Here is a 24,699-nt window from a genome sequence, read left to right on the forward strand (position 1 = left end):
GGTTCAGCGGATCCTGGTCGACGGCATCGTCGAGGTCGCGCCGGAACCGCTCGGCGTCGAACGTCGCTGCCGTGCGGAAGCGGGACAGCCGAGGCCGGCCGGCTCGGCCGGGTCGGCGGCGGAAAATCCGCGCGCGGACGCCGTCCGCAGGCTGCTACCGTCGGCGGCATGCAGCGCGCCAACGTGACGACGACGCCGGACACCGTCCCGGCGCGCTGATTCCTGTTCGACCGCCCGGGGCGAGTGCCCCGGGTGTGCTTCCGCGGTCACTCGTCCCCCTCTCCCAGGGAGACCCCATGCCCGACCACCGCAAACTCGGCCGCGAGCTGGAGCTGTTCGGCTCCGACCCGCTGATCGGCGCCGGCCTGCCGTACTGGCTGCCCGCCGGCGCCGCCGTCCGCCACGCGCTCGAGCAGTACGTCCATGCCGTCGAGCGGCGGGCCGGCTACCAGCACGTCCACTCCCCCGTGCTCGGCAAGCGCGAGCTGTACGAGCTCTCCGGCCACTGGTCGCACTACCGCGACGACATGTTCCCGCCGATGCCCGTCGGGGGTGAGGAGCTGGTGCTGCGGCCGAGCCTCTGCCCGCACCACGCGCTCATCTACCGCTCGCGCGGGCGCTCGTACCGTGAGCTGCCGCTGCGGCTGGCCGAGCTCGGCGGCATGTACCGCTCCGAGCCGTCCGGCGTGCTCGGCGGGCTGACCCGGGTGCGGGCGATCCAGCTCAACGACGCGCACGTCTTCTGCCCGGTCTCGTCGGCCGCGGAGGAGGCGGCGGCCGCGCTGGCGCTGATCGGCTCCGCCTATCAGGCGATGGGCATCGAGCCCGCCCGGGTGCGGTTGTCACTGCCGGGGCCGGGCGGGAAGTACGCGGGCGCGCCACCGGACTGGGAGCGGTCGGCGGCCCTGCTGGTCGAGGCGCTGTCCGCGTCCGGCCTGTCGTATGAGGCCGAGGAGGGCGAGGCGGCGTTCTACGGCCCCAAGGTCGACGTGCAGATCGTCGACGCCGCCGGCCGCGAGGCGACCCTGTCGACCGTCCAGGTCGATTTCCACCAGCCGGCCCGCTTCGACCTCGGCTACGTCGGCGCCGACGGCGGCCGGCACCGGCCGGTCATGGTGCACCGGAGCATCGTCGGCAGCATGGAGCGGGCGGTCGCGCAGCTGATCGAGGTGCACGGCGGCGCGTTCCCGCCGTGGCTGGCGCCCGTGCAGGTGGTGCTGGTGCCGGTCGGGCCGGAGCAGGACGCCTTCGCGCGCGGCCTGGCCGCCCGGTGCCTGGACGCCGGGCTGCGCGTGTCGGTCGCCGGGGCGGACGAGGGCAGCGTCGGCGCCCGCGTCCACGCCGCCCGCCTCGTCCCGTACGTCGTGGTGGCCGGGCCACGGGAGGAGGCCGCGGACGCGGTGGCGCTGCGCCTGCGCGACGGCCGCCGGCTCGATCCGCTGCCCACCGCCGAGGCGATCGACCGCCTCTCCGCCCGCGCGTCGGCCTACGTGCCCGACCTCTGGTGACCGTCAGCCGGGGACCGGGCGGCCGGGCGGGGTGAAGGCGGCCAGCAGCGTGGCCGTGATCGCGTCGGCCGCGGCCTCCGGCGCCAGCCGCCCGGCGCCGATCTCGTCGGCCGCGCCGTGGAGGATGGTGTAGAAGACCGCCACCAGCCAGTCCGCCGTCAGGTCGAACCGGAACACGCCGGCGGCCCGGCCGCGCTCGAGCAGCGACCGCACGCGTCGCATCGGGTTCTCGTGCAGGTCGCGGATCCGCTCCGCCGGCAACGTCCGCTGCGCCGCGACCAGCAGCATCCGCGATTCGTCGACCACCTGCCAGCTGGACGCGACCAGCCGGGCCAGCGCCTCCCGCGCGTCGCCGGTGAGGTCGACGGCGTCGAGGGCCTCGTGCGCTCGGGTCAACGCGCGGACGAACACCGCGTCGAGCAGTTCGGTGCGCGACCCGAAGTGGCCGTAGAGCGTCACCCGACCCACGCCGGCGGCCGCCGCGATGTCCGAGACGCTCGCGTCCGGATCGCGGATCAGGCAGGCCGCCGCGGCGTCCAGGATCGCGGCGACGTTGCGCTGGGCGTCGGCGCGCTTCCCCGTCGTGACCGGCATCCGCACTCCCGTCTTGTCGAACACCTCTGTTCGAGTTAATGTACGGCACACAAGTCAAACAGATGTGTTCAGGTTAGGGGTGGAGATGTCCGCGAATCCGTCCGCCGCCGGTCGGTGGCGGCTGCTGGCGCTGCTCGGCGTGGCGCAGTTCATGCTGGTGCTCGATGTGACGGTGGTGGCGGTCGCGCTGCCCGACATCGGCGCCGACCTGTCGCTGTCGCGCACCGCGCTGACCTGGGTCGTCTCGGCGTACACGCTGATGTTCGGCGGGCTGCTGCTGCTCGGCGGCCGGCTCGCCGACCTGCTCGGCGCGCGCCGCACCGTCCTCGCCGGCCTGACGCTGTTCACGGCGGCGTCGCTGGTCAGCGGGCTGGCGTGGAACGCGGAGTCGCTGATCGGCGGCCGCATCGTCCAGGGCGTCGGCGCCGCCCTGCTCTCGCCGGCCGCGCTGTCCATCGTCGCGACGACGTTCCACGGGACGGAGCGCAACCGCGCCCTCGGCGTCTGGGCCGCCCTCGGCGGCGCCGGGTCGGCGGCCGGTGTGCTGGTCGGCGGACTGCTGACCGCCGGTCCCGGCTGGTCGTGGATCTTCTACGTGAACGTGCCGGTCGGCATCGTGCTGGTCGTGCTGCTGCCGCGGCTGCTCGCGACGGTGCGCCCGGGCGACGATCCGGCGCACGGCGACCCGCGGCCGCGTCGGCTGGACGTGCCGGGAGCGGTGCTGGTCACCGCGGCGACGGCGGCGCTGATCTACGGTCTGGTCAACGCGGGCGACGACGGGTGGACGGGGTCGTCGACGGTGCTGCCGGTGCTGGCGGCAGCGGTGCTGTACGTCCTCTTCGTGCTGCTGCAGCTGCGGCTGCGCGCTCCGCTCGTCGACCCGCGGCTGCTGACCCGGCGGCCGGTGCTGACCGGTGTGCTGCTCATGCTGGTGGCGACCGGGCTGCTGATCTCGTCCTTCTTCCTCGGCTCGTTCTACCTGCAGCACGTGCGCGGGCACGGCGCGCTGGTCACGGGGTTGCTGTTCCTCCCGGTGGCGGTCGCGGTCGCCGCGGGGGCGCACGTCGGCGGGCAGGCGGTCGGCCGGGTGGGGCCGCGGCTGGTGGCGGCGGTGGCGCTGACGATCGCCGCCGGCGGGCTCGCGCTGGCCGCCGTCGCGACCGCGCGCGACGGCGGGGACGTGGACACGGCGCTGCTGGTGACCGGCATGAGCATCGCCACGGCCGGCCTCGGCGGCGGCTTCGTCACCGCCACCACGACCGCCCTCGCCCACGTCGACCACCACGAGGCCGGGCTCACGTCCGGGCTGGTGAACACGTTCCATGAGTTCGGCGCCGCCCTGGGCGTGGCGCTGGCGTCGAGCATCGCCGCGGCGGACCTCGCCCCCGGGACGACCGGCACCGACGGGTTCACCGGGGCGTTCGCGGCCGGCGCGGGTGCCGCCGTCGTGGCGGGCGTGGTCGCGTGGCTGCTGGTCCCGGCCGGCAAGCCGGCGATGAGGAGCATGCCGGTGCACTGACCCGCCAGGACCGGGCCGGGACGGGCGCGCGGGAACTAGGGCTGGGGTCCGGCGCCGACCGGCTCGGGCTCCAGCTCGCCGATCTTCGCGCGCAGCCGCCGCAGGATCCGGATCAGCAGCCGCGACACCTGCATCTGCGTGACGCCGAGCTCGTCGCCGATCTCCTGCTGGGTGAAGCCGCGGAAGTAGCGCAGGTAGAGGACCCGGCCGTCGCGCGGGGAGAGGCTGCGGCAGGCGGCGGCGAGGGTCGCGACGGCCTCGGTGCGGGCGTAACCGCCTTCGGACGCGCCGAGGAGATCGCCGAGAGTGGCGCCGTCGCCGCCGGGATCGGCGGTGGGGTGGTCGAGGGAGACGGCGGCGTAGCAGTCGGTCGCGCGGCCCGCCTCGAGCACGTCGGGGAGGTCGGCGCCGAGGTGGGCGGCCAGCTCGGCGGGCGTCGGGAGGGTGCCGCGGGTCTGCGACAGCTCGTCGGCGGCGGCGACCATCGACGCGCGGAGCTCCTGGACGCGGCGCGGCGGCCGGATGGACCAGCCGTGGTCGCGGAAGTACCGCTTCACCTCGCCGACGATGGTGGGGACGGCGAACGAGAGGAAGTCGTCGCCGCGGTCGGCGTCGAACCGCTGGGCGGCGGCGACGAGACCGGCGCTGGCGACCTGGTGCAGGTCCTCGGCGTCGATGCCGCGCCCCGCGTACCGGCGGCTGATCGCCTCGGCCAGCCCGAGGTTCCGGACGACGACGTCGTCGAGGGCGCGCTGCCGGTCGCGGCCGGACAACCGGGCGGCCCGGCGGAGGAGGTCGTTGGTGAGGTCGTCGTGCTCGCGTCGCGCTCGCAACCGGGCTTGCCGGCCGGGACGCAGCCGCGCGTGGCCGAGGGACGGATCGGACGAGGTTCGAGTCGGCATGCGCACACCCCTTCGCTGACGAAGCAGGTGGCACGCTGTTTGACCACGGGCTCCCGGGCCGGGCGACGGCACGCCCCGGCCGTTGTGAGAATTCCATCACCTCGCATTTCCCGGCCGATGTCAACCGATCTGACCAGATCGATCCGGCCGGTGTGACGGGGCGGGCGGCGTGGTCACTTCGACTGTGGCAACCGCACCGACCCGCGCCGGGGCGCGGCGGCCGACGGCGGCGGGACGACCGGGCCGATGTCGCCGTCGGGGGCGTCGTCGAGGTCGACGATGACCGGGGCGTGGTCGCTGGGACCGGTGCCCTTGCGGGCGTGCCGGTCGACCCAGGCGGCGGCGACGCGCTCGGCGACCGGCGCGCCGGCCAGCACGAGGTCGATGCGCATGCCGAGGTCCTTGTGGAACATGCCGGCGCGGTAGTCCCAGTAGGTGAACACCCGCTCGGACGGCCAGCGGTCGCGGACGACATCGTGCAGGCCGGCCGACTGGAGGTCGGCCAGGGCGGCCCGCTCGGGCCCGGTGACGTGCGTCTGCCCGGCGTAGGCGTCGGGGTCGAACACGTCGGCGTCGGCGGGCGCGATGTTCATGTCGCCGCACACCATGACGGCCTCGGGGCCGGCGGCGACCTGGGCGCGCAGCGCCTTCAGCCACTCCAGCTTGTACGCGTAGTGCTCGGAGCCGGGTTCGCGGCCGTTGGGCACGTACACCGAGTGCACCCGCACTCCCCCGCAGGTCGCGGAGACGGCGCGCGCTTCCTGGTGCGGGAAGCCCGGCCCGCCCGGCAGCCCGCTGACGACGTCGTCGAGGCCGACCCGGGAGAACAGCGCGACGCCGTTCCAGCGCGGCTCGCCGTGGTAGGCCGCCTGGTAGCCGCGTGTGTCGAGCTCGGCGCCGAGGAGGTCCTCGACCGCGTCGTCGGCGAGCTTGGTCTCCTGCAGGCAGACGACGTCGGGGCGGCGCTGGTCGAGCCAGGGCAGCAGCCGCGGCAGCCGCTGCTTCACGGAGTTGACGTTCCAGGTGGCGACTCTCACCGGACCTACCGTAGCGGCGTCCACCGACACCCGGCGAAGATGGTTCCGCACACCATCAGGGAGGTGGTCATGACCGACGCTGTGGCGCCCCACGACGTCGACTCGGCGGACTGGTGGGACCACCGTCCGGTGTTCTCCGCGACCGACAAGGGATCGCGGATCACCGGGCTCGCGCCGGGCCGGGCGCCCGGAGGTCTCACCCCACGGCTGCTGGTCTCGGCGCTGCTGACCTTCACGACCTGGGCCGCCGTGACGCTGCTCGGCTCGGTGTCGCTGGGCTGCACGACGTCCGCCGGCTGTGTCGCGGGCGTCGGCGCGGGCTGGCTGATCGGCGGCGCCCTCGTCGTCGGCTACCTGGCCCTGTACGTCACGGTCGGCCTCGCCGAACACGCGCGGGGCCGCCTCGGGCAGCGCCGGGCGGCCTCGTTGTCCTACCTGGCCCCGCTGCTGGCCGGCATCACCGTGGGTGCGGGCGCCGGGGCTGCCGTGGCGGCCGGCTCCGACCCGGCCGAGGGCATGCGCCAGGCGCTCGACGGCGTGCCGGGCACCGAGGCCACCCTCATCTCGGCGGTCGTCGCGGTGCTGGCCGCCCTCTGGGGCCTGACCGTGGCGGCGCGGCTGCCGTCCGCCCTGCGCCATGCTCGGGAGCGCCAGCAGCGCATCGAGCGGCTCCGGCGCGACGGCCGCCGGTACGCGGGCCGGCTCCAGCTCGGCGGCATCCGCTTCTGGTTGCACAACGACCCCGAGCTCGACGTCGTCGTCACCTACGACTCGCCGGCCGGCCGCCACGAGGTGCCGGCCCGCATGCGCAGCTCACCCGACCGCGTGCCGAAGAACGGCAGCAGGGTCGTCGTCTTCACCGACCCGCGGAACGCCGTCCACATCGAGCTCGACCGCGACGCCCAGCCCGCCTTCGAACCGGAACAGCGCTACACGCCGTCGGAATAGCGGGCGAATTCGGTCGGAATGCCGCCGACAACCCCGCGTGATTTTACTGTCAGCAGATTAGCGACACAAGACTGTTCGTGATCGGCCGTTTCGGTTAACGTCCGAAAAGGAGCTGCTGTACTTTCCGAGCGCGAGAAACGAGGCCGCCCATGGACCGTCTCCAGCACATCGCGACGTTCTGCGGCAACTGCGACTGCGGCTGCCCGGAGTTGTTCCTCGACCAGAACGCTCCGCCCGAGCGCCGCGTCGTCATCACCGATGACTTCGGCCAGCGAGTGCAGATGAGCCTCGCCCAGTTCCGGCTCATCGTCGAGTCGGCCAAGGAGGGCCAGCTCGACGAGGTGCTGCAGCCGGCCAACGCCTGAGCGCCGACCGGCGACAGCTTCCACTCAGTGGTAGGCCGGCGCGACCTTGCCCACGGCGTCGCCGATGCGGTGCACCCGCATGGCGTTGGTGGAGCCGGGGATGCCGGGCGGGGATCCCGCGACGATGATGACGAGGTCGCCGCGACGGCACCGCTCCTGCTCGAGCAGCATGCGGTCGACCTGCTTGACCATCTCGTCGGTGTGGTCGACGTGCTCGGCGGTGAACGCCTCGATGCCCCACGACAGCGCCAGCTGGTGCCGCGTGGCGCTCAGCGGGCTGAACGCGAGCAGCGGGATGCCGGGCCGCAGCCGGGCCATCCGGCGGGCGGAGTCGCCGCTCTGGGTGAACGCGACCAGGTACTTCGCGCCCAGCAGGACACCGGTCTCGACCGCGGCCTTGGTGATGGCGCCGCCCTTGGTGCGCGGCTTGGTGCCCAGCGGCGGGATGCGCTCGAGCCCGTGTTCCTCGACCGTCTCGACGATCTTCGCCATGGTGGCGACGGTCTCGATGGGATAGGCGCCGACGCTGGTCTCACCGGACAGCATGACGGCGTCGGCGCCGTCGAGGACGGCGTTGGCGACGTCGGAGGTCTCGGCGCGGGTGGGCCGCGGGTTGGTGATCATGGAGTCGAGCATCTGGGTGGCGACGATGACCGGCTTGGCCCGGCGCCGGCACAGCTCGACGGCGTTCTTCTGCACCAGCGGGACGTCCCACAGCGGCAGTTCGACGCCGAGGTCGCCGCGGGCCACCATGACGCCGTCGAACGCGTCGACGATCTCGGCGAGGTTCTCGACCGCCTGCGGCTTCTCGACCTTCGCGATGACCGGCAGCCGGACGCCCTCTTCGGCCATGATGCGGTGGACGTCGTCGACGTCGGACGCGGACCGGACGAACGACAGCGCGATCATGTCGGCGCCGATGCGCAGCCCCCACCGCAGGTCCTCGATGTCCTTCTCGGACAGCGCCGGCACGCTGACGGCGGTGCCGGGGAGGTTCAGGCCCTTGTGGTTGGAGACCTTGCCGCCGATGACCACGGTGGTGACGACGTCGGTGTCGGTGACCTCGGTGACCTCGAGCGCCAGCTTGCCGTCGTCGATGAGCACGGCGTCGCCGGCCGTGACGTCGCCGGGCAGCCCCTTGTACGTCGTGGACGCCCGCTCGGCGGTGCCGTCGACGTCCTCGACCGTGATCGTGAAGGTCTGGCCGACCTCCAGCTCGGCCGAGCCGCCGGCGAACTCGCCGAGCCGGATCTTCGGGCCCTGGAGGTCGACGAGGACGCCGACGTTGCGCTCGGCCTCGGTGGCCGCCTTGCGCACCCGCAGGTACCGTTCCTCGTGCTCCGCGTGGCTGCCGTGGCTGAGGTTGAACCGCGCGACGTCCATGCCGACGTCGATCAACTCACGCAGCCGCTCCGGCGAGTCGGTCGCTGGACCAAGGGTGCAAACAATCTTCGCTCTACGCACGTCCGCCAACACTAGTCTTCTCGGGGCTCACACTGCGAGCGCACGGTCGGTGGGCGAGACCGGCGAAGGCAGCCGATCCACCCCTGTCAATTTGCGGTCGACGGCCGCCGCGACCGACCGGCCCTCGGCGATCGCCCACACGATCAGCGACTGGCCGCGCCCGGCGTCGCCGGCCACGAAGACGCCCGGGATGGTCGTCTCGAACGACTCGTCGCGGACGATGGTGCCACGTCCGTCCAGCTCGACGCCGAGCTGCTCGATCAGCGCCGACTTCTCCGGGCCGGTGAAGCCCATGGCCAGCAGGACGAGGTCGGCGGGAAGGTCGCGCTCGGTGCCGGGCACCGGCTCGAAGCCCGACGGAGTCCGCTCGACCTCGACCACCCGCAGCGCCGTGACGCGGCCGTCCTGGCCGGTGAACTCCAGCGTGGAGACGGCGTAGACGCGCTCGCCGCCCTCCTCGTGGGCGCTGGCCGTGCGCAGCATCAGCGGCCAGGTCGGCCATGGCGTCGACGGGTGCCGGGTGCCGGGCGGCTCGGGCATGATCTCGAGCTGGGTGACCGACGCCGCGCCCTGCCGGTGGGCGGTGCCCAGGCAGTCGGCGCCGGTGTCGCCACCGCCGATGATCACGACGTGCTTGCCCTCGGCGGTGATCTGCCCGGGGACGGTCTCGCCCAGCGCCGCGCGGTTGCCCTGCGGCAGGTACTCCATCGCCTGGTGGACGCCGTCCAGCTCGCGGCCCGGGATCGGCAGGTCGCGCCAGTCGGTGGCGCCGACGGCGAGCACGACGGCGTCGTAGCGGGCCCGCAGCTCCTTGCCGGTGATCGCGGCGCCGACGTCGACGCCGGTGCGGAAGATGGTGCCCTCGGCGCGCATCTGGTCCAGCCGGCGGTCCAGGTGCCGCTTCTCCAGCTTGAACTCCGGGATGCCGTAACGCAGCAGCCCACCGGCGCGGTCGGCCCGCTCGTAGACGGCGACGGTGTGCCCGGCGCGGGTCAGCTGCTGGGCGACGGCCAGCCCGGCCGGCCCGGAGCCGATGACGGCGACCGTGCGGTCGGTCAGCCGCTCCGGCGGCAGCGGCGACACCCAGCCCTCGTCGAACGCCTTGTCGATGATCGCGACCTCGACGTTCTTGATGGTGACGGCGTCGTCGGCGATGGCGACCACGCAGGCCGCCTCGCACGGCGCCGGGCACAGCCGCCCGGTGAACTCGGGGAAGTTGTTGGTGGCGTGCAGCCGCTCGGCCGCCACCTTCCAGTCGTCGCGCCAGACGAGGTCGTTCCACTCCGGGATGAGGTTGCCCAGCGGGCAGCCGTGGTGGCAGAACGGGATGCCGCAGTCCATGCAGCGCCCGGCCTGCTCGACGATGATCGGCAGCAGCGCGCGGCCGATGCCCGGTGCGGGATAGACCTCGTTCCAGTCGCGCAGCCGCTCCTCGACCGGGCGCGGCGTGGCGCCCTGGCGCTGCGTCTTCAGGAAGCCTCGTGGGTCAGCCATGCGCCGCCTCCATGATCGCGACGTCGACATCGCGTCCATCGCGCTCGGCGGCGGCCTTGGCGGCGAGCACTCGCTTGTAGTCCGTGGGCATGATGAGTGAGAACCGGGTCATCGACGCCGGCCAGTCGGCCAGCAGCGCCTCGGCGACGGCCGAGCCGGTCTCGTCGTGGTACGTCGAGATGATGCCGTGCAGCCGGGCCAGCTCACCGGCGTCGGGCGTCTCGATCTCGACCATGTCCGGGTTGACCCGGCTGGTGTCGAGGTCGAGCACGAACGCCGTGCCGCCGGACATGCCGGCGGCGATGTTGCGGCCGGTGCGGCCGAGGATGACGACGGTGCCGCCGGTCATGTACTCCAGCGCGTGGTCGCCGACGCCCTCGACGACGGCGGTGACGCCGGAGTTGCGCACGCAGAACCGCTCGCCCACGAGCCCGCGGACGAACAGGTCGCCGCCGGTGGCGCCGTAGGCGGCGACGTTACCGGCGATGATGTTCTCCTCGGCGGCGAACGGCGCGGCGCGGTCGGGCCGGACGATGACGCGGCCGCCGGACAGCCCCTTGGCGAGGTAGTCGTTGACGTCGCCCTCGAGCCGCAGCGTGACACCGGCCGGCAGGAACGCGCCGAACGACTGCCCGGCCGAGCCGGTGAACGTGACGTCGATGGTGTCGGCGGGCAGGCCGGCGCCGGAGGTGCGTTTGGTGACCTCGTGGCCGAGCATGGTGCCGACGGTGCGGTGGACGTTGCGCACCTCGAGCTGGACGCGCACCGGCTCGCCGTGCTCGAGGGCGTCGGTGGCCAGCGCGATCAGCTGGTTGTCGAGCGCCTTCTCCAGCCCGTGGTCCTGGCTGGCCACTTGGCGCCGGGCGGCGCCGTCGGGCAGCTCGGGCACATGCAGGACGGGCGAGAGGTCGAGCCCGGCGGCCTTCCAGTGGCCGACGGCGGCGACGGTGTCGAGGAGGTCGGCCCGGCCGATGGCGTCGTCGAGGCTGCGCAGTCCCAGCTCGGCCAGGTACTCGCGCACCTCCTGCGCGATGTACTCGAAGAAGGTGACGATGAACTCGGGCCGGCCGGTGAACTTCTTGCGCAGCTCGGGGTTCTGCGTGGCGACGCCCACCGGGCAGGTGTCGAGGTGGCAGACCCGCATCATGATGCAGCCCGACACCACCAGCGGCGCGGTGGCGAAGCCGTACTCCTCGGCGCCCAGCAGCGCGGCGACGACGACGTCGCGGCCGGTCTTGAGCTGGCCGTCGGTCTGCACGACGATGCGGTCGCGCAGGCCGTTGAGCAGCAGCGTCTGCTGCGTCTCGGCCAGCCCGAGCTCCCACGGGCCGCCGGCGTGCTTGAGGCTGGTCAGCGGCGCGGCGCCGGTGCCGCCGTCGTGACCGGAGATCAGCACGACGTCGGCGTGCGCCTTGGAGACGCCCGCGGCGACCGTGCCGACGCCGACCTCGGCGACCAGCTTCACGTGGATGCGGGCGGCCGGGTTGGCGTTCTTGAGGTCGTGGATGAGCTGCTTGAGGTCCTCGATGGAGTAGATGTCGTGGTGCGGCGGCGGCGAGATGAGGCCGACGCCCGGCGTGGAGTGCCGGGTGCGCGCCACCCACGGGTACACCTTGTGCCCGGGCAGCTGGCCGCCCTCGCCGGGCTTCGCGCCCTGCGCCATCTTGATCTGGATGTCGTCGGCGTTGCTCAGGTAGTCGGACGTGACGCCGAACCGGCCGCTGGCCACCTGCTTGATGGCGCTGCGCCGCTCGGGGTCGTACAGCCGGTCGGCGTCCTCGCCGCCCTCGCCGGTGTTGGACTTGCCGCCGAGGCGGTTCATCGCGATGGCGAGGGTCTCGTGCGCCTCGCGGCTGATGGAGCCGTACGACATGGCGCCGGTGGAGAACCGCCGGACGATGCTCTCGATGCTCTCGACTTCGTCGATCGGCACCGGCGGGAGCTGCCCGGTCTTCAGCCGGAACAGGCCGCGCAGCGTCATCAGCCGCTTGGACTGCTCGTTCACCTGCTCGGTGTACTGCTTGAAGACGTCGTAGCGCCCGGCCCGGGTGGAGTGCTGCAGCCGGAACACCGTCTCGGGGTCGAACAGGTGCGGCTCGCCCTCGCGCCGCCACTGGTACTCGCCGCCGACCTCCAGCTTGCGGTGCCGGGTGGCGCTGCCGCCGCGCGGGTAGGCCTGGGCGTGCCGGCGGCGCACCTCTTCGGCGACGACGTCGAGGCCGATGCCGCCGAGCCGGGAGGTGGTGCCGGTGAAGTACTTGTCGACGACCTCCCGGGCCAGCCCGACCGCCTCGAAGATCTGCGCGCCGGTGTAGGACGCGACGGTCGACACGCCCATCTTGCTCATGACCTTGAGCACGCCCTTGCCGAGCGCCTTGATGAGGTTGGCGACCGCCTTCTCGGGCGAGACGCCGGGCAGCAGGGTGCCCTGCCGGACGAGGTCCTCGACGCTCTCCATGGCGAGGTACGGGTTGACCGCGCCGGCGCCGTAGCCGATCAGCAGCGCGACGTGGTGCACCTCGCGGACGTCGCCGGCCTCGATGACCAGGCCGACCTTGGTGCGGCTCTTCTCGCGGATGAGGTGGTGGTGCACCGCGGCGGTGAGCAGCAGCGACGGAATGGGCGCCAGCGTGGTGTCGGAGTTGCGGTCGGACAGCACGATGATGCGCGCGCCGGACTCGATGGCCTTCGACGCCTCGGCGCAGATCTCGGCCAGCCGCCGGCCCAGCTCCGCTCCCCCGCCGGCGACGTCGTACAGGCCGCGGATGACGTGGGTGGCGTAGCCCGGCAGGTTGCCGTCGCGGTTGACGTGGATGATCTTCGCGAGTTGATCGTTGTCGATGACCGGGAACGGCAGCACCAGCTGGCGGCACGATGCCGGGCCGGGGTCGAGCAGGTTGCCCTCGGGGCCGACGGTGCCGGCCAGTGACGTGACCAGCTCTTCCCGGATGGCGTCCAGCGGCGGGTTCGTGACCTGCGCGAACAGCTGCGAGAAGTAGTCGAACAGCAGCCGCGGCCGGTTCGACAGCGCCGCGATGGGGGTATCGGTGCCCATCGATCCGATCGGCTCGGCGCCGGCCTTCGCCATGGGCGCGAGCAGCAGCCGCAGCTCCTCCTCGGTGTAGCCGAAGGTCTGCTGGCGCCGGGTGACGCTGGCGTGGGTGTGCACCACGTGCTCGCGCTCGGGGAGGTCGCCGACGCGGACCAGGCCGGCGTGCAGCCACTCGCCGTACGGCTCCTGCGCGGCCAGCGTGTCCATGACCTCGTCGTCGTCCATGACCTTGTGGCCGGCGACGTCGACGAGGAACATGCGGCCCGGCTCCAGCCGGCCCTTGCGCACGACCTTCGCCGGGTCGAGGTCGAGGACGCCGGCCTCGGACGCGAGCACGACCAGGCCGTCGTCGGTGATCCAGTACCGGCCCGGGCGCAGCCCGTTGCGGTCGAGCACGGCGCCGACGAGGTCGCCGTCGGTGAAGACGACCGCGGCCGGCCCGTCCCACGGCTCCATGATGGTGCTGTGGAACTCGAAGAAGTCGCGCCGCGCCTTCGAGATGCCCTGCTGGTTCTCCCACGCCTCGGGGATCATCATGCGCACCGCGTGCGGCAGGCTCCGCCCGCCCAGGTGCAGCAGCTCGAGCACCTCGTCGAAGCTGGCGGAGTCGCTGCCGTCGGGCGCGATGACCGGGTACAGCCGCGACAGGTCGCCGCCGATGACCTCGCTGGCCAGCTGCGACTCGCGGGCCCGCATCCAGTTGCGGTTGCCCTGGACGGTGTTGATCTCGCCGTTGTGCGCGACGAAGCGGTACGGGTGCGCCAGCGGCCAACTCGGGAACGTGTTCGTGGAGAACCGCGAGTGCACGACGGCGATGGCCGAGGCCAGCCGCTCGTCGGAGAGGTCCGGGAAGAACGGCTCCAACTGGCCGGTCGTCAGCATGCCCTTGTAGACCATGGTGCGCGACGACAGGCTCGGGAAGTACGCGCCGGTGCTGCGTTCGAGCCGCTTGCGCAGCGCGAACGCCTTGCGGTCCAGCTCGATGCCGCTGCTGCCGCCGTCGGCCACGAACAGCTGGCGCACCCGCGGCAGCGTCGAGCGCGCCGTGCGGCCCAGCAGGCCCGGCGTGGTGGGCACCTCGCGCCAGGCGAGCACCGTCAGGCCCTCGTCGGCGGCGATGCGGGTGGTGGCCGCGACGATCTCGGCATCCTGCGCGTCGTCGTCGGGGATGAAGGCCAGGCCCGTGGCGTAGTGCCCGGCGGCGGGCAGCTCGACACCGGCGACCGCCCGGCAGAACGCGTCCGGGATCTGGATGAGGATGCCGGCGCCGTCGCCGGAGTCGGGCTCGGCGCCCGAAGCTCCCCGGTGGTCGAGATTGCTCAGGGCGGTCAGCCCGCGATCGATGATCGCGCGGCTGGCCACGCCGTCGAGCGTGGCCACGAAGGCCACGCCGCAGGCGTCGTGTTCGAACCGCGGGTCGTAGAGACCTTGGCTGGGAAAGCCCTGGGGGTGAGGCGTGAGGCGCATGGCACTCCCGTCGTCGTGAGACTGGCGGCGGGTGCAGGGACGACTCTGGCCCGTGCGTGAAGTTTCGTGGACATTACAACACTTCGGCCGTCGTGTGTTGTCGCGTCTCTCCATGATATCGACGACCGGGGTGAAACACACAGGCGAGAACCCGCTGTTGATCATCGGATTCTCCACTGACGCCCGGTCGTCGCCGCAGATCGTCAGGTCAGCGGACTGTCGGACCGTACAAGTACATTGACGTCCACGTACCGGCGAACGGCGTCATCCCCTGGCGTGGCGGGGTGTTCGTGGCCGTTTCGTAACGTGCCGCACGGCGGTGCACAGTTCGCCGGGCTCGCTCCTGAATGATCCTCTGGCGGCTGAAACCTTGGCGATGGCGCTCTTGTTGGTGCTCTGGCAGCACAGACAGCGCCATGGTCATGGTTCTCATCAGGATCTGCCACGTTCGCCGGAGACCGCATGTTGGACGGCCCACTGCCGCAAAGCGGCGAACTGCGGGACAACGGCGAACCGTTACGCGATCCCCAACCCACCGTGTGGATCCGCTGCGTCGAGTGGGGCGGATCACTGTTCCCCTGACGACAGCGACGCCACCCAGTGACGCGCCAGGGCGCACAGTCGCCGCGGCCGAGATCGACGTGAGATCGCTGCGCCGAGCCACCGAACGCGGCTGGACAGACGCCGCGTCTACACCTGTAGAACCGGGACCAGCCACGCGACGCCCGTTCAACACCCGGTTCGAGTGTCGGAGTGTCGGAGACCAAGCGAAGCTTGGGTGGGCCTCGCCCGGGCGTCAGCTGCCGCTGGCGGGGGTGCTCGTCGAGTCGGCGGGCGGCGCCTCCGTCGGGGCCTTCTTCGCCGCGGTCTTCTTGGCGGCCGTGGCCTTCTTCGCGGCGGTGGACTTGGCCGCCGTCTTCTTGGCCGCGGCGTCCTTGACCGGCGTCTTCTTGACCGGGGCCTTCTTGACCGGCGCCTTCTTGGCAGGCGTCGCCTTCGTGGCCGGAGCCTTCTTGGCGGTGGCGGCCTTCTTCGTGGTGGTGGCCGTCGTCGTAGCCGGGGCCGTAACGGTGGCGGCGCTCGTCTTCTTCACCGCCGACGCCGGCTTCTCGTCAGCGGCCTTCTCCTCGGCCGGCTTCGGCTCGTCGGCCGGCTTCGGCTTCTCGGCCGGCTCCTCCGCGGACGCCTCCTCGGCCGGCTCCTTCTTCTCCGCCGGCTTCGGGTCCTCGGCCGTGGGCTTCTTCTCGTCGTCCGGCTCGTCGTCCGGGAGCGTGATCGGCGTCTCGTCCTCGGCCTTGCCCTTGTCGTCGAACGGGTCGGGCTGGTCGTAGTAGCCGCGCAACGCCTCGGGGTCCTCGCGGCCGGGGTGGCGCTTGAGCGACCAGAAGAAGTAGGCCATCGCCGCCACGAAGATCAGCCCGGACACCCACAGGTTCACCCGGACGCCGAAGATGTGGTTGGCGGGGTCGATGCGCAGGTACTCCCAGAACCCGCGGCCCAGCGTGTAGCCGGCCACGTACAGCGCGAACAGCCGGCCGAACCCGATGGTGTACCGCTTGTCGAGCCACAGCAGCACGAACGCCACCGCGACCGCCCACAGCGCCTCGTAGAGGAACGTGGGGTGGAAGGTCGCGACGTCGGCGTAGCCGTCGGGCCGGTGCACGGGAGCGATCTCCAGCCCCCACGGCAGGTCCGTCGGCTTGCCGAACAGCTCCTGGTTGAACCAGTTTCCCATCCGCCCGAGTGCCTGGGCGAACAGGATGCCCGGCGCGGCCGCGTCGGCCATGGCCGCGAACGGGACGCCGCGGCGGCGGCAGGCGATCCAGACGCCGAGGGCACCCATGGCGATGGCGCCCCAGATGCCCAGGCCGCCCTCCCAGATCCGCAGCGCCTGCCAGGGGTCGCGGCCCTCGCGGAAGTACAGCTGGTTGTCGGTGATGACGTGGTAGATGCGGCCGCCGATGATGCCGAACGGCACCGCCCACACGGCGATGTCGGCGACGACGCCGGCCTCGCCGCCGCGGGCCAGCCAGCGCCGGTTGGTGAGCCAGATCGCCACGACGATGCCGGCCATGATGCACAGTGCGTAGGCCCTCAGCTCGAACCCGAGGACGTCGATCGAGTTGCTGCTCGGGCTGGGGATGAAGGTGGGCACCACGGCCGGCGTCGCGATCACAGGCGAACCGTACCGGACCGGCCGAACCGGGTCGTCATCGCGGTGTGCTCCAGATCACTGAGTGGCCGAAGGGTTCGGCGTCTCGGCCGCCGGCGGGGTCGCGCTGGCGTCCGGAGCCGGGGTGGCGACGCTGCCACCGGCCGCGACGGTCGCCACCGCCGCCTGAATCCCTTCCGGCGTCCACGAGGAGTTCGGCAGCAGCTCGCCGTTGAGGAACACCGTCGGGGTGCCCTCGACCTGGTGGTCGCGGGCCGACTGCGGAACGGCGGCCGCCCAGTCCTCGAAGTCGTCGTCGCGGACGCAACTCTCGTAGTCGCCGCCGATGCCGACCTGCTCACCGAGGTCGACCAGCGAGGTGGTGGACCACTGGGTGCCGGCCGCGGCGAACGCGGCGCTCTTGAACTCGGCCGCCTTGCCCTCCTGGGCCGCGCAGGCGAACGCGTTGTTGGCGCGGCGGGAGTAGACGGCGCCGGTGTAGTCGAGCGGGTGGTAGACGATGTTCGCCTCGCCGGCGTCGACCATCGTCTGGATGGCCGGGCCGTTGGCCGTCTCGAAGTCGGCGCAGTGCGGGCAGAGGAAGTCCATCCAGTAGTCGATGGTGACCGGCGCACTGGCGTCGCCGACGAGGATGCCGCCGCCGTCGCCCTCGATGGCCTGGCCGTTGCCGGACCCGACGGCATCGGGCACCGCGACCGGGCCGTCGTCGCCGCCCCGGCTCGCCGCGACCGCAACCGCGATGATCGCGACGGCGGCCACGATGGCCACCGCCACGCCGTAGCGCATCATGCGCTCGCGCCGCTTCTCCTGGCGCTGCTGCTCCTCGCGCATCGCCTTGATGCGCTCGCGGGCCTCGGCCTTCTTGCTGCTCATCGGTGGGCTTCCTTCGACACGAGTGAGTTCACGGGGATTGACGAGGGTACAACTTCATTGACCATGATGTGAGTTCCGGACGCGGTGATCACGATGTCGTCACGGCGGCGCGGAACTCGTCAGCGCTCATCGCCGCGGGGTTGTCGAGCAGGTCGCCGTTCAGCAGCACCGCCGGGGTCGCCTCCAGGCCTTCGTTGCGGAAGGCGTCGAGGACGTGCCGGCCCCAGTCGGCGTAGGTGCCGTCGCGGACGCACGACTCGAACACCGGGTCGTCGATGCCCGCGGCCTGACCGGCAGCCAGCAGGTCGTCCGTCGTGTAGCCGCCGGAACCCTCCTCGGGCTGGTTCGCGAACAGCTCGGTGAGCAGCTCCACCGGCCGGCCGGCGTCGACGGCGCAGCCGAACGCGTTGGCGGCGCGGTCGGACTCGTCGCCGAGGAAGGCGGCCGGGTGGTAGACGACGCGGGCGGTGCCGGCGGCGGTCAGCTCCGCCAGCACCGGCCCGCTCTCGCGGTCGAACTCGCCGCAGAACGGGCACTGGAAGTCGAACCAGTAGTCGATGGTGACCGGCGCGCTCGCCTCGCCTACGGCCACGCCGGTGCCGCCGTCGACGGTGCCCGATGGGATGGCGCCGGTGCCCTCGGGGCCCTCGGACGAGCGGTTGACCAGCACGATCGCGACGACGGCGACGACCACCAGCACGCCGACGGAGATGGCGGCGCGCAGGAACCGCTCGCGCCGCCGGTCGGCCAGCGCCTTGGCCTCGGCCTCGGCCCGCAACTGCGCCGCCCGAGCGCGAGCCTGTTCTTTCTTCGAGCCTCGGGCCGGCGGCCGATTGCCGTGGTCGCTGGTCATCAGCGCGTGCGCACTCCCCCGGCGAGGTCGGCGGCCAGCTCGGCGACGGAGGCGACCCCGGCGGCGTGGTCGGCGGCCTCGAGCAGCCGGCGGACGAACGCGGACCCGGCGACGACGCCGTCGGCGTACGCGGCGATCTCGGCCGCCTGCGCGCCGTTGGAGACGCCCAGCCCGACCGCGACCGGCAGGTCCGTCGTCGCCTTCGTGCGCGCGACCAGCCCGGCCGCGGCGTCGCCGACCTGGTCGCGGGTGCCGGTGACGCCCATGACGGAGGTGGCGTAGACGAAGCCGCGGCAGGCCGCCGTCGTCATGGCGATGCGGTCGTCGGTGGACGACGGCGCCACCAGGAAGACGGTGTCGAGGCCGTGCTCGCGCGCCGCCGGGATCCAGGTGTCGTCGGCGTCGGGCGTGAGGTCGGGCGTGATGACGCCGGACCCACCGGCCGCCGCGAGGTCGCGGGCGAACGCCGCCGCGCCGTAGCGCTGGAGCGGGTTCCAGTAGGACATGACGACGGCGGGCGCGCCGGTGGCGGCCACCGCCTCGACGACGCGCAGCACGTCGGCCGTGGTGGTGCCGGCCTTCAACGCGGCCTCGACCGCGGCCTGGACGGTCGGGCCGTCGATGACCGGGTCGCTGTAGGGCAGTCCGATCTCGACGGCGTCGACGCCGGCCTCGACCATGGCCTTCAGCGCCGTGATGGAGCCCTCGACGGTGGGGTAGCCGGCCGGCAGGTAGCCGATCAGCGCGGCGCGGCCCTCGGCCCGCGCCTTCTCGAACGCGACGGTCGTCGTCACGGCGCGACCTCCCCCGACTCGTCCATGAGATCGAACCACTTCGCGGCGGTGTCGACGTCCTTGTCGCCGCGCCCGGACAGGTTCACCAGGATGGTGGCGTCGGGGCCGAGCCGCTCGCCCAGCCGGCGGGCGCCGGCCAGCGCGTGCGAGCTCTCGATGGCCGGGATGATGCCCTCGGTGCGGCAGAGCAGCCGGAACGCCTCCATGGCGTCGGCGTCGTCGACCGGCTCGTAGCTGGCTCGACCGGAGTCCTTCAGCCAGGCGTGCTCCGGGCCGACGCCCGGGTAGTCCAGCCCCGCCGAGATGGAGTGCGACTCGATGGTCTGCCCCATGTCGTCCTGCAACAGGTACGAGCGGGCGCCGTGCAGCACGCCGGGGGACCCGGCGGTGATGGTGGCCGCGTGCCGGCCGGTCGCGACGCCGTCGCCGCCGGCCTCGAAGCCGTACAGGGCGACCTCGGGGTCGTCGACGAACGCGTGGAAGATGCCGATGGCGTTGGACCCGCCGCCGACGCAGGCCGCGACCGCGTCGGGCAGCTTCCCGGTGAGGTCGAGCACCTGCTGGCGCGCCTCGACGCCGATGATGCGCTGGAGGTCGCGCACGAGCGTCGGGAACGGGTGCGGCCCGGCGACGGTGCCGAACACGTAGTTGGTGGTGGCGACGTTGGTGACCCAGTCGCGCAGCGCCTCGTTGATGGCGTCCTTGAGCGTGCGCGAGCCGGTGGTGACCGGGACGACGGTGGCGCCGAGCAGCCGCATGCGGGCGACGTTGAGCGCCTGCCGGCGGGTGTCCTCCTCGCCCATGTAGATGACGCATTCGAGGCCCATCAGCGCGGCCGCGGTGGCGGTGGCGACGCCGTGCTGGCCGGCGCCGGTCTCGGCGATGACCCGCGGCTTGCCGATGCGCTTGGTGAGCAGCGCCTGGCCCAGCACGTTGTTGATCTTGTGCGAGCCGGTGTGGTTGAGGTCTTCGCGCTTGAGCAGGACGCGCGCGCCGCCGGCCGCCTCGGCACCGAACCGGGCCGCCTCCGTGATCGGCGTGGGCCGGCCGGTGTAGGTGGTCAGCAGGTTGGTGAGGTCGGCCTGGAACAGGGGGTCCTGCTTGGCGGCGGTGTACTCGCGGTCGAGCTCGTCGAGCGCCGCGATCAGCGCCTCCGGGACGTAGCGGCCGCCGTAGGGGCCGAACCGGCCGGGCCGGTCGGCGGAAAGGACGTGCCCAGGGTCGGGCCTGGTGTCCACCCGTGTGCTCCTCGATGCGTGGCAGAGATGGCTGACAGGTGACGAGAGCGCGGCATGCGCCGTCACCCGCGACGTTATCGCAGCGGGCGCCCACGACCCCAATCGCCTCCGGTTTTGCCGAACCGCTTGACGCTGCGTCAGCGCCGTCGTTACGTTCCACGCCCCTACCCACCAGTAAGGAAGGGGCCTCATGTCCGTGCCCAGCCGCGACCTCGGCCGTCGCGCGTTCCTCGCCCGGATGGGGGTGCTCGGCGCGGCGGCGGCCGTCCCCGCGCTGGTGGCGCCGTCCGCGACCGCCACGCCGTCGGCGCTCTCGCCGCTGGTCGGCCTGCTCCGGCCGGTGCTCGCCGAGCTGTCCCGCGACACCCTGCGCGGGCTGGTCGTCATGGTCTGCCCGGGTCCGGACGCGTACTCGCGCGCCCAGGGCACGCCGCGGGCCGAGGCGGGCGCGCTGGAGGCCCGCGGCGACGACTTCATGATCGCCGCGCTGGACGGCTTCGTGCCGTTCCCGGACCAGCTGGCCACGCCGCTGGCCGCCGCGCTGGCGACCGCCGTCGACGACATCGGGCTGCCGCTGCCGACCGGGCTGCTGGCGCCGCTGTTCCCGCCGGTGTGGACGCTGGACCGGGTGCTGCTGGAGCTGCTGGAGAACGACGAGGCGCTGCCGTTGTCGCTGGTCGTGGCGTTGCTGCTGAACGTCGTCGCGACCCAGGTGAACCCGCTGGCGTTGACCGGGCCGTTCCTTGCACCGTTCGCCCGGCTCTCGCTGGAGCAGAAGTGCCGGGCCTTCGAGCTGCTGGAGGGGCCGGACGCCGAGCTCGTCGCGCTGCTCGACGCCGGGCTGCCGGAGCCGCTGCGCTCGTCGATCAGCGGGCTGCTGACGTTCCTGGCCGGGGCGCTGCTGGAGTTCTCCGCGTTCGGCTCCTACAACGAGTGGGGCGTGTACGACGCCTCGGCCCGGACGGTGACGGAGCGGCCGGTCGGCTGGCAGCTGTCCGGCTACCAGCCCGACGGTGTCGTCGACGGCTGGGCCGACTTCATCGGCTACTACCAGGACCGGACCGAGGTGCAGGCCTGATGCGCGACGTCATCGTCATCGGCGCGGGCGGCGGCGGGCCCGTCGTCGCGAAGGAGCTGGCCGCCCGCGGCCTGGACGTGCTGATCCTCGAGGCCGGGCCGCGGCACGCCGACCCGGACCGCGACTGGACGCACTACGAGAACGACGCCAACAACCCGCTCACCGGCTTCCTGCGGTTCGGCCCGGCCGGCCGGGAGGCGCCCGCGTGGTACCGCGAGACGCCGCAGAACTCGTTCATCTGGCAGCTGTCCGGCGTCGGGGGCACGACGCAGCACTACTTCGGCAACTGCCCGCGCGCCTACCCCGGCGTCTTCCAGGGCTACGACGGCGCCGACCGCGACGCCTACGACACGGACCACCTGTTCCCGTTCGGGTACGAGGAGCTGGCGCCGTACTTCGAGTGGGTCGAGGCGACGCTGCCGGTGCAGACCGCGGCCATGGGCACCAAGGAGCAGGTGTTCTTCCGCGGCTGCGAGGGCATCGGGCTGCCGGTGCAGACCACGAAGACGACGACGGAGGACTCGTTCCGGCCGCAGCAGAACGCGATCCTGCAGCCCGGCGGGTTCGCCGGGAAGGTGACCGGACGGGACGACCCGCGGCTGCGGTACCCGCAGGCCACCGGCTGCACGTTCTGCGGCTACTGCATGCAGGGCTGCAGCAAGCCGGCCGGCGCGCCGCGGAACCTGGCGGCCAAGCGGTCCACCGACAACAGCTACGTGCCGATGGCGTTGACGGCGCCGTCGTGGGCGGCGGGTGGGCGGGCCGCGGAGCTGATCGCGGACGCCGTCGTGACCCGCATCCACACGACCGAGCGCGGCGGCGAGACCGTCGCGGACGGCGTGACCTGGCGCGTCGGCGCGACCGGCGAGACGCACCGCGAGGACGCCCGGGTCGTCGTCCTGGCCGCCGGCTGCACGGAGAGCCCGCGGCTGTGGCTGAACAGCCGGCTGCCGAACCCGAACGACTGGGTCGGCCGCGGCTACACCGACCACTTCTTCGACTGGGTGATCGGGCTGTTCGACGAGGACACCGGCTCCACCCGCGGCGCGGCGTCGGCGGCCCGCGCGGAGTTCCCCGGCCGCGGCGGCATGGAGAACGTCGGCCTCACCCCCGGCCTGCAGCAGTTCGCCGCCGTCTTCTCCGACAGCGGGATCCGCGGGCACTACGCGAACGGCCGCGGCCAGGAGGGGCCGTGGGACGGCGCGGCCGGCCGGATGATCGGCCCGGAGCTCAAGGACGCCCTCATGAACGGCGTCGACCGGCTGCTGAACATCCTCGTCATCACCGACGACGACGTCGAGGCGCAGAACCGGGTCACGCTGTCCGCGCTGCCGGCCGACGAGCACGGCCCGGTGCCGAAGGTGGCGTTCCACCAGCGCAAACGGTCGGCCCGGACGCTGCGCAACCGCGAGTTCGTCTCCGCCCGGGCGGCCGAGACGCTACGCGCGGCCGGTGCCCGCAAGGTCGTCCGGGTCGACTGGCCGCCGCTGCTGCTGCACGTCCAGTCGTCGATGCGGATGGGCGCCTCCGACGCCGACTCCGTGCTGGACGCGAACGCGGAGGCGCGCTGGGTGAAGCGGCTGTTCATCGCCGACAACTCGGCGCTGGCCAACTCCCTCGGCGGCCCCAACCCGACGCTGACGTCGCAGGCGCTGGCCACCCGCACCGCCGAGAAGATCTTCCAGACCTACTTCGGCGGCGACCCATGGGTGCACGCCGAGGCGCCGGTCGTCTCGACCGACGCACGGGTGACGGCCGCGCTGACGTAGCGCGCTCAGCCCTGGCGGCTGCCCCGGTTGAGCGCGGGGTGGGCGCCGGCGGCGACGAGGTCGGCGACGGCGGCCCTGGGGTCCTTGCCGGTGACCAGGGTCTCGCCGACCAGGACGGCGTCGGCGCCGGCCCGGGCGAGGTCGATGACGTCACGCGCGGACTTCACGCCGGACTCGGCGATCTTCACGATGCCGTCGGGCACCGTGGGAGCCAGCCGCTCGAACGTGGTGGTGTCGACGTCGAGGGTCTTGAGGTCGCGGGCGTTGATGCCGATGAGCTTCGCGCCCGCGTCGGCCGCCCGCGCCACCTCGTCGGCGGTGTGCGCCTCGACCAGCGGCGTCAGCCCGATGGACTCGGCCCGCTCGATGAGGCTCACCAGCGCGATCTGCTCGAGCGCCGCGACGATGAGCAGCGCGAGGTCGGCGCCGTAGGCGCGCGCCTCCCACAGCTGGTAGCTGGTGACGATGAAGTCCTTGCGCAGCACCGGCGCGTCGACGGCGGCCCGGACGGTCTTGAGGTCGTCGAGGGTGCCGCCGAACCGGCGCTGCTCGGTGAGCACGCTGATGGCCGCGGCGCCGCCGGACTCGTAGTCGACAGCGAGGGCGGCGGGGTCGGCGATCTCGGCCAGGGAACCACGCGACGGGCTCGACCGTTTCACCTCCGCGATGACCGAGACCCCCGGAGAACGGAGCAACGGCAGCGGATCACGGGCCGGCGGCTGCTTGGCCGCCATCTCCTTCAGCTGATCGAGAGGGCACCGGCCCTCACGTTCGGCCAGGTCGGCGCGCACCCCGTCGATGATCTCTTCGAGAACGCTCATCTCCGCCCCTCGCCGGTGCCACCCCGCCGAATCGGTCGACCCGGCGGGTCCAGAGTAACGGCGAGTGATGGGTGCTCTCGACATACCCCCGGTGACGGGCGCCCGATCGGCATGTGCTCACCCCTCCGGAGCGGGGTCGAGGGCGTAGCCGACGCCGCGCACGGAGCGGATCGTCAGGGCGCCGCCGAGCTTGCCGCGCAGCGTCGCGACGTGCACGTCGACGGTGCGGGTGCCGACGGGGACGGGGTAACCCAGCGCCTGGCACATGAGCTCCTCGCGCGTGCACACCAGGCCGGGCCGGTCCATGAGATGGGCCAGCAGCGCGGCCTGCAACGGCGTCAGCGCGACCTCGCGCCCGCCGGGGGTCGCCATCAACCGGTGATCGACGTCCAGCGTGACACCACCGACGGAGACGACCGGCGGACCCGCCCGGGCCCGGTCCGACGTCGTCCTGCCGGCGCTGGCCATGGCTACCCGATGCGGTCCTCGCCCGTCGCCACGGCGGGCTGCCCGGGGCCGCTCTGGGTGTCGCGCTGCCCGAGCCCCATCATCTGCATGATCTTGCCGACGATGCCGCCGACCACGACCAGGCCGACACCGCCGATCCAGAACAGCGGCCAGTTGAGCAGGATGACGGCGATGGCGCCGACCACGAAACCGGCGAGGATCAGGATGACCGTGGTCCAGGCGGCCGGGGTGTGGCCATGCTCGTTGTGCGCCATCAGTGTCATGTCTCCTGTCGTCGTGGCC

General features: G+C 72.7%; 20 protein-coding genes. 6 read left to right on the top strand and 14 right to left on the bottom strand.

Annotated elements, in window-relative coordinates; genetic code table 11:
• The first annotated feature begins 296 nt into the window (after window positions 1-296).
• Window positions 297-1,508, top strand: coding sequence for a threonine--tRNA ligase (gene thrS / locus ACW62_RS05340; RefSeq protein ID WP_053203023.1), 1,212 nt, complete (start codon window positions 297-299; stop codon window positions 1,506-1,508).
• A 3-nt stretch (window positions 1,509-1,511) separates the two neighbouring features.
• Here the strand turns inward: thrS and ACW62_RS05345 are convergent, their stop codons facing one another.
• Window positions 1,512-2,102: a TetR/AcrR family transcriptional regulator gene (locus tag ACW62_RS05345; RefSeq protein WP_053203140.1), complete on the bottom strand. Its 591-nt coding sequence runs from the start codon at window positions 2,100-2,102 to the stop codon at window positions 1,512-1,514.
• 85 nt (window positions 2,103-2,187) lie between these two features.
• Here ACW62_RS05345 and ACW62_RS05350 point away from each other — a divergent pair, with 85 nt between their 5' ends.
• Window positions 2,188-3,621 (top strand): MFS transporter, encoded by a 1,434-nt coding sequence (locus tag ACW62_RS05350; protein WP_053203141.1) that lies wholly within the window; start codon window positions 2,188-2,190, stop codon window positions 3,619-3,621.
• A 35-nt stretch (window positions 3,622-3,656) separates the two neighbouring features.
• On the opposite strand, the gene ACW62_RS05355 is transcribed toward ACW62_RS05350, so the two are convergent.
• Together ACW62_RS05355 and ACW62_RS05360 are read right to left on the bottom strand one after the other, a co-directional pair.
• On the bottom strand, window positions 3,657-4,523 hold the full coding sequence (locus ACW62_RS05355) for a sigma-70 family RNA polymerase sigma factor (RefSeq protein WP_083459306.1): 867 nt from the start codon (window positions 4,521-4,523) through the stop codon (window positions 3,657-3,659).
• A 173-nt stretch (window positions 4,524-4,696) separates the two neighbouring features.
• Window positions 4,697-5,560 (bottom strand): exodeoxyribonuclease III, encoded by an 864-nt coding sequence (locus tag ACW62_RS05360; protein WP_053203025.1) that lies wholly within the window; start codon window positions 5,558-5,560, stop codon window positions 4,697-4,699.
• Window positions 5,561-5,629: 69 nt separating this feature from the next.
• On the opposite strand from ACW62_RS05360, the gene ACW62_RS05365 reads away from it, so the two are divergent.
• Window positions 5,630-6,508 carry a hypothetical protein gene (locus tag ACW62_RS05365; protein ID WP_157574413.1) on the top strand — a complete coding sequence of 293 codons (879 nt, stop codon included), beginning with the start codon at window positions 5,630-5,632 and terminating at the stop codon, window positions 6,506-6,508.
• A gap of 149 nt (window positions 6,509-6,657) precedes the next feature.
• Complete coding sequence (locus tag ACW62_RS05370) at window positions 6,658-6,873, top strand: hypothetical protein (protein WP_053203027.1); 216 nt, start codon at window positions 6,658-6,660, stop codon at window positions 6,871-6,873.
• Window positions 6,874-6,897: 24 nt separating this feature from the next.
• On the opposite strand, the gene pyk is transcribed toward ACW62_RS05370, so the two are convergent.
• The 8 genes from pyk to trpB all read right to left on the bottom strand — a co-directional run bounded on the left by pyk (window position 6,898) and on the right by trpB (window position 20,281).
• Window positions 6,898-8,337, bottom strand: a complete 1,440-nt coding sequence (gene pyk, locus ACW62_RS05375) for a pyruvate kinase (protein WP_053203142.1) — start codon at window positions 8,335-8,337, stop codon at window positions 6,898-6,900.
• Between the two features lie 27 nt (window positions 8,338-8,364).
• Complete coding sequence (locus ACW62_RS05380; RefSeq protein WP_053203028.1) at window positions 8,365-9,831, bottom strand: glutamate synthase subunit beta; 1,467 nt, start codon at window positions 9,829-9,831, stop codon at window positions 8,365-8,367.
• The gene (gene gltB, locus ACW62_RS05385) at window positions 9,824-14,350 is read right to left on the bottom strand and encodes a glutamate synthase large subunit (RefSeq protein ID WP_053203029.1); all 4,527 of its coding nucleotides are present in this window, start codon (window positions 14,348-14,350) and stop codon (window positions 9,824-9,826) included. The genes ACW62_RS05380 and gltB overlap by 8 nt, the downstream gene beginning before the upstream one ends.
• A 796-nt stretch (window positions 14,351-15,146) precedes the next feature.
• Window positions 15,147-16,526, bottom strand: a complete 1,380-nt coding sequence (gene lgt, locus ACW62_RS05390) for a prolipoprotein diacylglyceryl transferase (protein WP_240477237.1) — start codon at window positions 16,524-16,526, stop codon at window positions 15,147-15,149.
• Window positions 16,527-16,580: 54 nt separating this feature from the next.
• Complete coding sequence (locus ACW62_RS05395; protein WP_053203030.1) at window positions 16,581-17,396, bottom strand: DsbA family protein; 816 nt, start codon at window positions 17,394-17,396, stop codon at window positions 16,581-16,583.
• Between the two features lie 88 nt (window positions 17,397-17,484).
• Complete coding sequence (locus ACW62_RS05400) at window positions 17,485-18,249, bottom strand: DsbA family protein (protein WP_083459245.1); 765 nt, start codon at window positions 18,247-18,249, stop codon at window positions 17,485-17,487.
• Entirely contained in the window at window positions 18,249-19,043 is a 795-nt protein-coding gene (gene trpA, locus ACW62_RS35080; protein WP_053203032.1) for a tryptophan synthase subunit alpha, read from the bottom strand. Before trpA ends, ACW62_RS05400 begins: the two co-directional genes overlap by 1 nt.
• Window positions 19,040-20,281 carry a tryptophan synthase subunit beta gene (gene trpB, locus ACW62_RS35085; RefSeq protein ID WP_053203033.1) on the bottom strand — a complete coding sequence of 414 codons (1,242 nt, stop codon included), beginning with the start codon at window positions 20,279-20,281 and terminating at the stop codon, window positions 19,040-19,042. Before trpB ends, trpA begins: the two co-directional genes overlap by 4 nt.
• Before the next feature lie 190 nt (window positions 20,282-20,471).
• Between trpB and ACW62_RS05415 the strand changes: the two genes are divergently transcribed.
• Both ACW62_RS05415 and ACW62_RS05420 read left to right on the top strand, forming a co-directional pair.
• Window positions 20,472-21,359, top strand: a complete 888-nt coding sequence (locus tag ACW62_RS05415) for a hypothetical protein (protein WP_053203034.1) — start codon at window positions 20,472-20,474, stop codon at window positions 21,357-21,359.
• Window positions 21,359-23,128: a GMC family oxidoreductase N-terminal domain-containing protein gene (locus ACW62_RS05420; RefSeq protein ID WP_053203035.1), complete on the top strand. Its 1,770-nt coding sequence runs from the start codon at window positions 21,359-21,361 to the stop codon at window positions 23,126-23,128. Before ACW62_RS05415 ends, ACW62_RS05420 begins: the two co-directional genes overlap by 1 nt.
• Window positions 23,129-23,133: 5 nt before the next feature.
• On the opposite strand, the gene trpC is transcribed toward ACW62_RS05420, so the two are convergent.
• The 3 genes from trpC to ACW62_RS05435 all read right to left on the bottom strand — a co-directional run bounded on the left by trpC (window position 23,134) and on the right by ACW62_RS05435 (window position 24,680).
• On the bottom strand, window positions 23,134-23,949 hold the full coding sequence (trpC, locus tag ACW62_RS05425; RefSeq protein WP_053203036.1) for an indole-3-glycerol phosphate synthase TrpC: 816 nt from the start codon (window positions 23,947-23,949) through the stop codon (window positions 23,134-23,136).
• A gap of 117 nt (window positions 23,950-24,066) precedes the next feature.
• Window positions 24,067-24,417: a winged helix-turn-helix domain-containing protein gene (locus ACW62_RS05430; RefSeq protein ID WP_053203037.1), complete on the bottom strand. Its 351-nt coding sequence runs from the start codon at window positions 24,415-24,417 to the stop codon at window positions 24,067-24,069.
• 2 nt (window positions 24,418-24,419) lie between these two features.
• Complete coding sequence (locus ACW62_RS05435; RefSeq protein WP_205629148.1) at window positions 24,420-24,680, bottom strand: HGxxPAAW family protein; 261 nt, start codon at window positions 24,678-24,680, stop codon at window positions 24,420-24,422.
• Window positions 24,681-24,699 lie beyond the last annotated feature (19 nt).

Source organism: Jiangella muralis (genome assembly GCF_001270745.1).
GTDB lineage: Bacteria > Actinomycetota > Actinomycetes > Jiangellales > Jiangellaceae > Jiangella > Jiangella muralis.

Excerpts from the sequence above, each read along its gene's own strand:
- thrS (WP_053203023.1), top strand. The coding sequence starts at position 297 with ATGCCCGACCACCGCAAACTCGGCCGCGAGCTGGAGCTGTTCGGCTCC.
- ACW62_RS05345 (WP_053203140.1), bottom strand. The coding sequence starts at position 2,102 with ATGCCGGTCACGACGGGGAAGCGCGCCGACGCCCAGCGCAACGTCGCC.
- ACW62_RS05350 (WP_053203141.1), top strand. The coding sequence starts at position 2,188 with ATGTCCGCGAATCCGTCCGCCGCCGGTCGGTGGCGGCTGCTGGCGCTG.
- ACW62_RS05355 (WP_083459306.1), bottom strand. The coding sequence starts at position 4,523 with ATGCCGACTCGAACCTCGTCCGATCCGTCCCTCGGCCACGCGCGGCTG.
- ACW62_RS05365 (WP_157574413.1), top strand. The coding sequence starts at position 5,630 with ATGACCGACGCTGTGGCGCCCCACGACGTCGACTCGGCGGACTGGTGG.
- ACW62_RS05370 (WP_053203027.1), top strand. The coding sequence starts at position 6,658 with ATGGACCGTCTCCAGCACATCGCGACGTTCTGCGGCAACTGCGACTGC.
- ACW62_RS05380 (WP_053203028.1), bottom strand. The coding sequence starts at position 9,831 with ATGGCTGACCCACGAGGCTTCCTGAAGACGCAGCGCCAGGGCGCCACG.
- gltB (WP_053203029.1), bottom strand. The coding sequence starts at position 14,350 with ATGCGCCTCACGCCTCACCCCCAGGGCTTTCCCAGCCAAGGTCTCTAC.
- ACW62_RS05395 (WP_053203030.1), bottom strand. The coding sequence starts at position 17,396 with ATGAGCAGCAAGAAGGCCGAGGCCCGCGAGCGCATCAAGGCGATGCGC.
- ACW62_RS05400 (WP_083459245.1), bottom strand. The coding sequence starts at position 18,249 with ATGACCAGCGACCACGGCAATCGGCCGCCGGCCCGAGGCTCGAAGAAA.
- ACW62_RS05415 (WP_053203034.1), top strand. The coding sequence starts at position 20,472 with ATGTCCGTGCCCAGCCGCGACCTCGGCCGTCGCGCGTTCCTCGCCCGG.
- ACW62_RS05420 (WP_053203035.1), top strand. The coding sequence starts at position 21,359 with ATGCGCGACGTCATCGTCATCGGCGCGGGCGGCGGCGGGCCCGTCGTC.
- trpC (WP_053203036.1), bottom strand. The coding sequence starts at position 23,949 with ATGAGCGTTCTCGAAGAGATCATCGACGGGGTGCGCGCCGACCTGGCC.
- ACW62_RS05430 (WP_053203037.1), bottom strand. The coding sequence starts at position 24,417 with ATGGCCAGCGCCGGCAGGACGACGTCGGACCGGGCCCGGGCGGGTCCG.
- ACW62_RS05435 (WP_205629148.1), bottom strand. The coding sequence starts at position 24,680 with ATGACACTGATGGCGCACAACGAGCATGGCCACACCCCGGCCGCCTGG.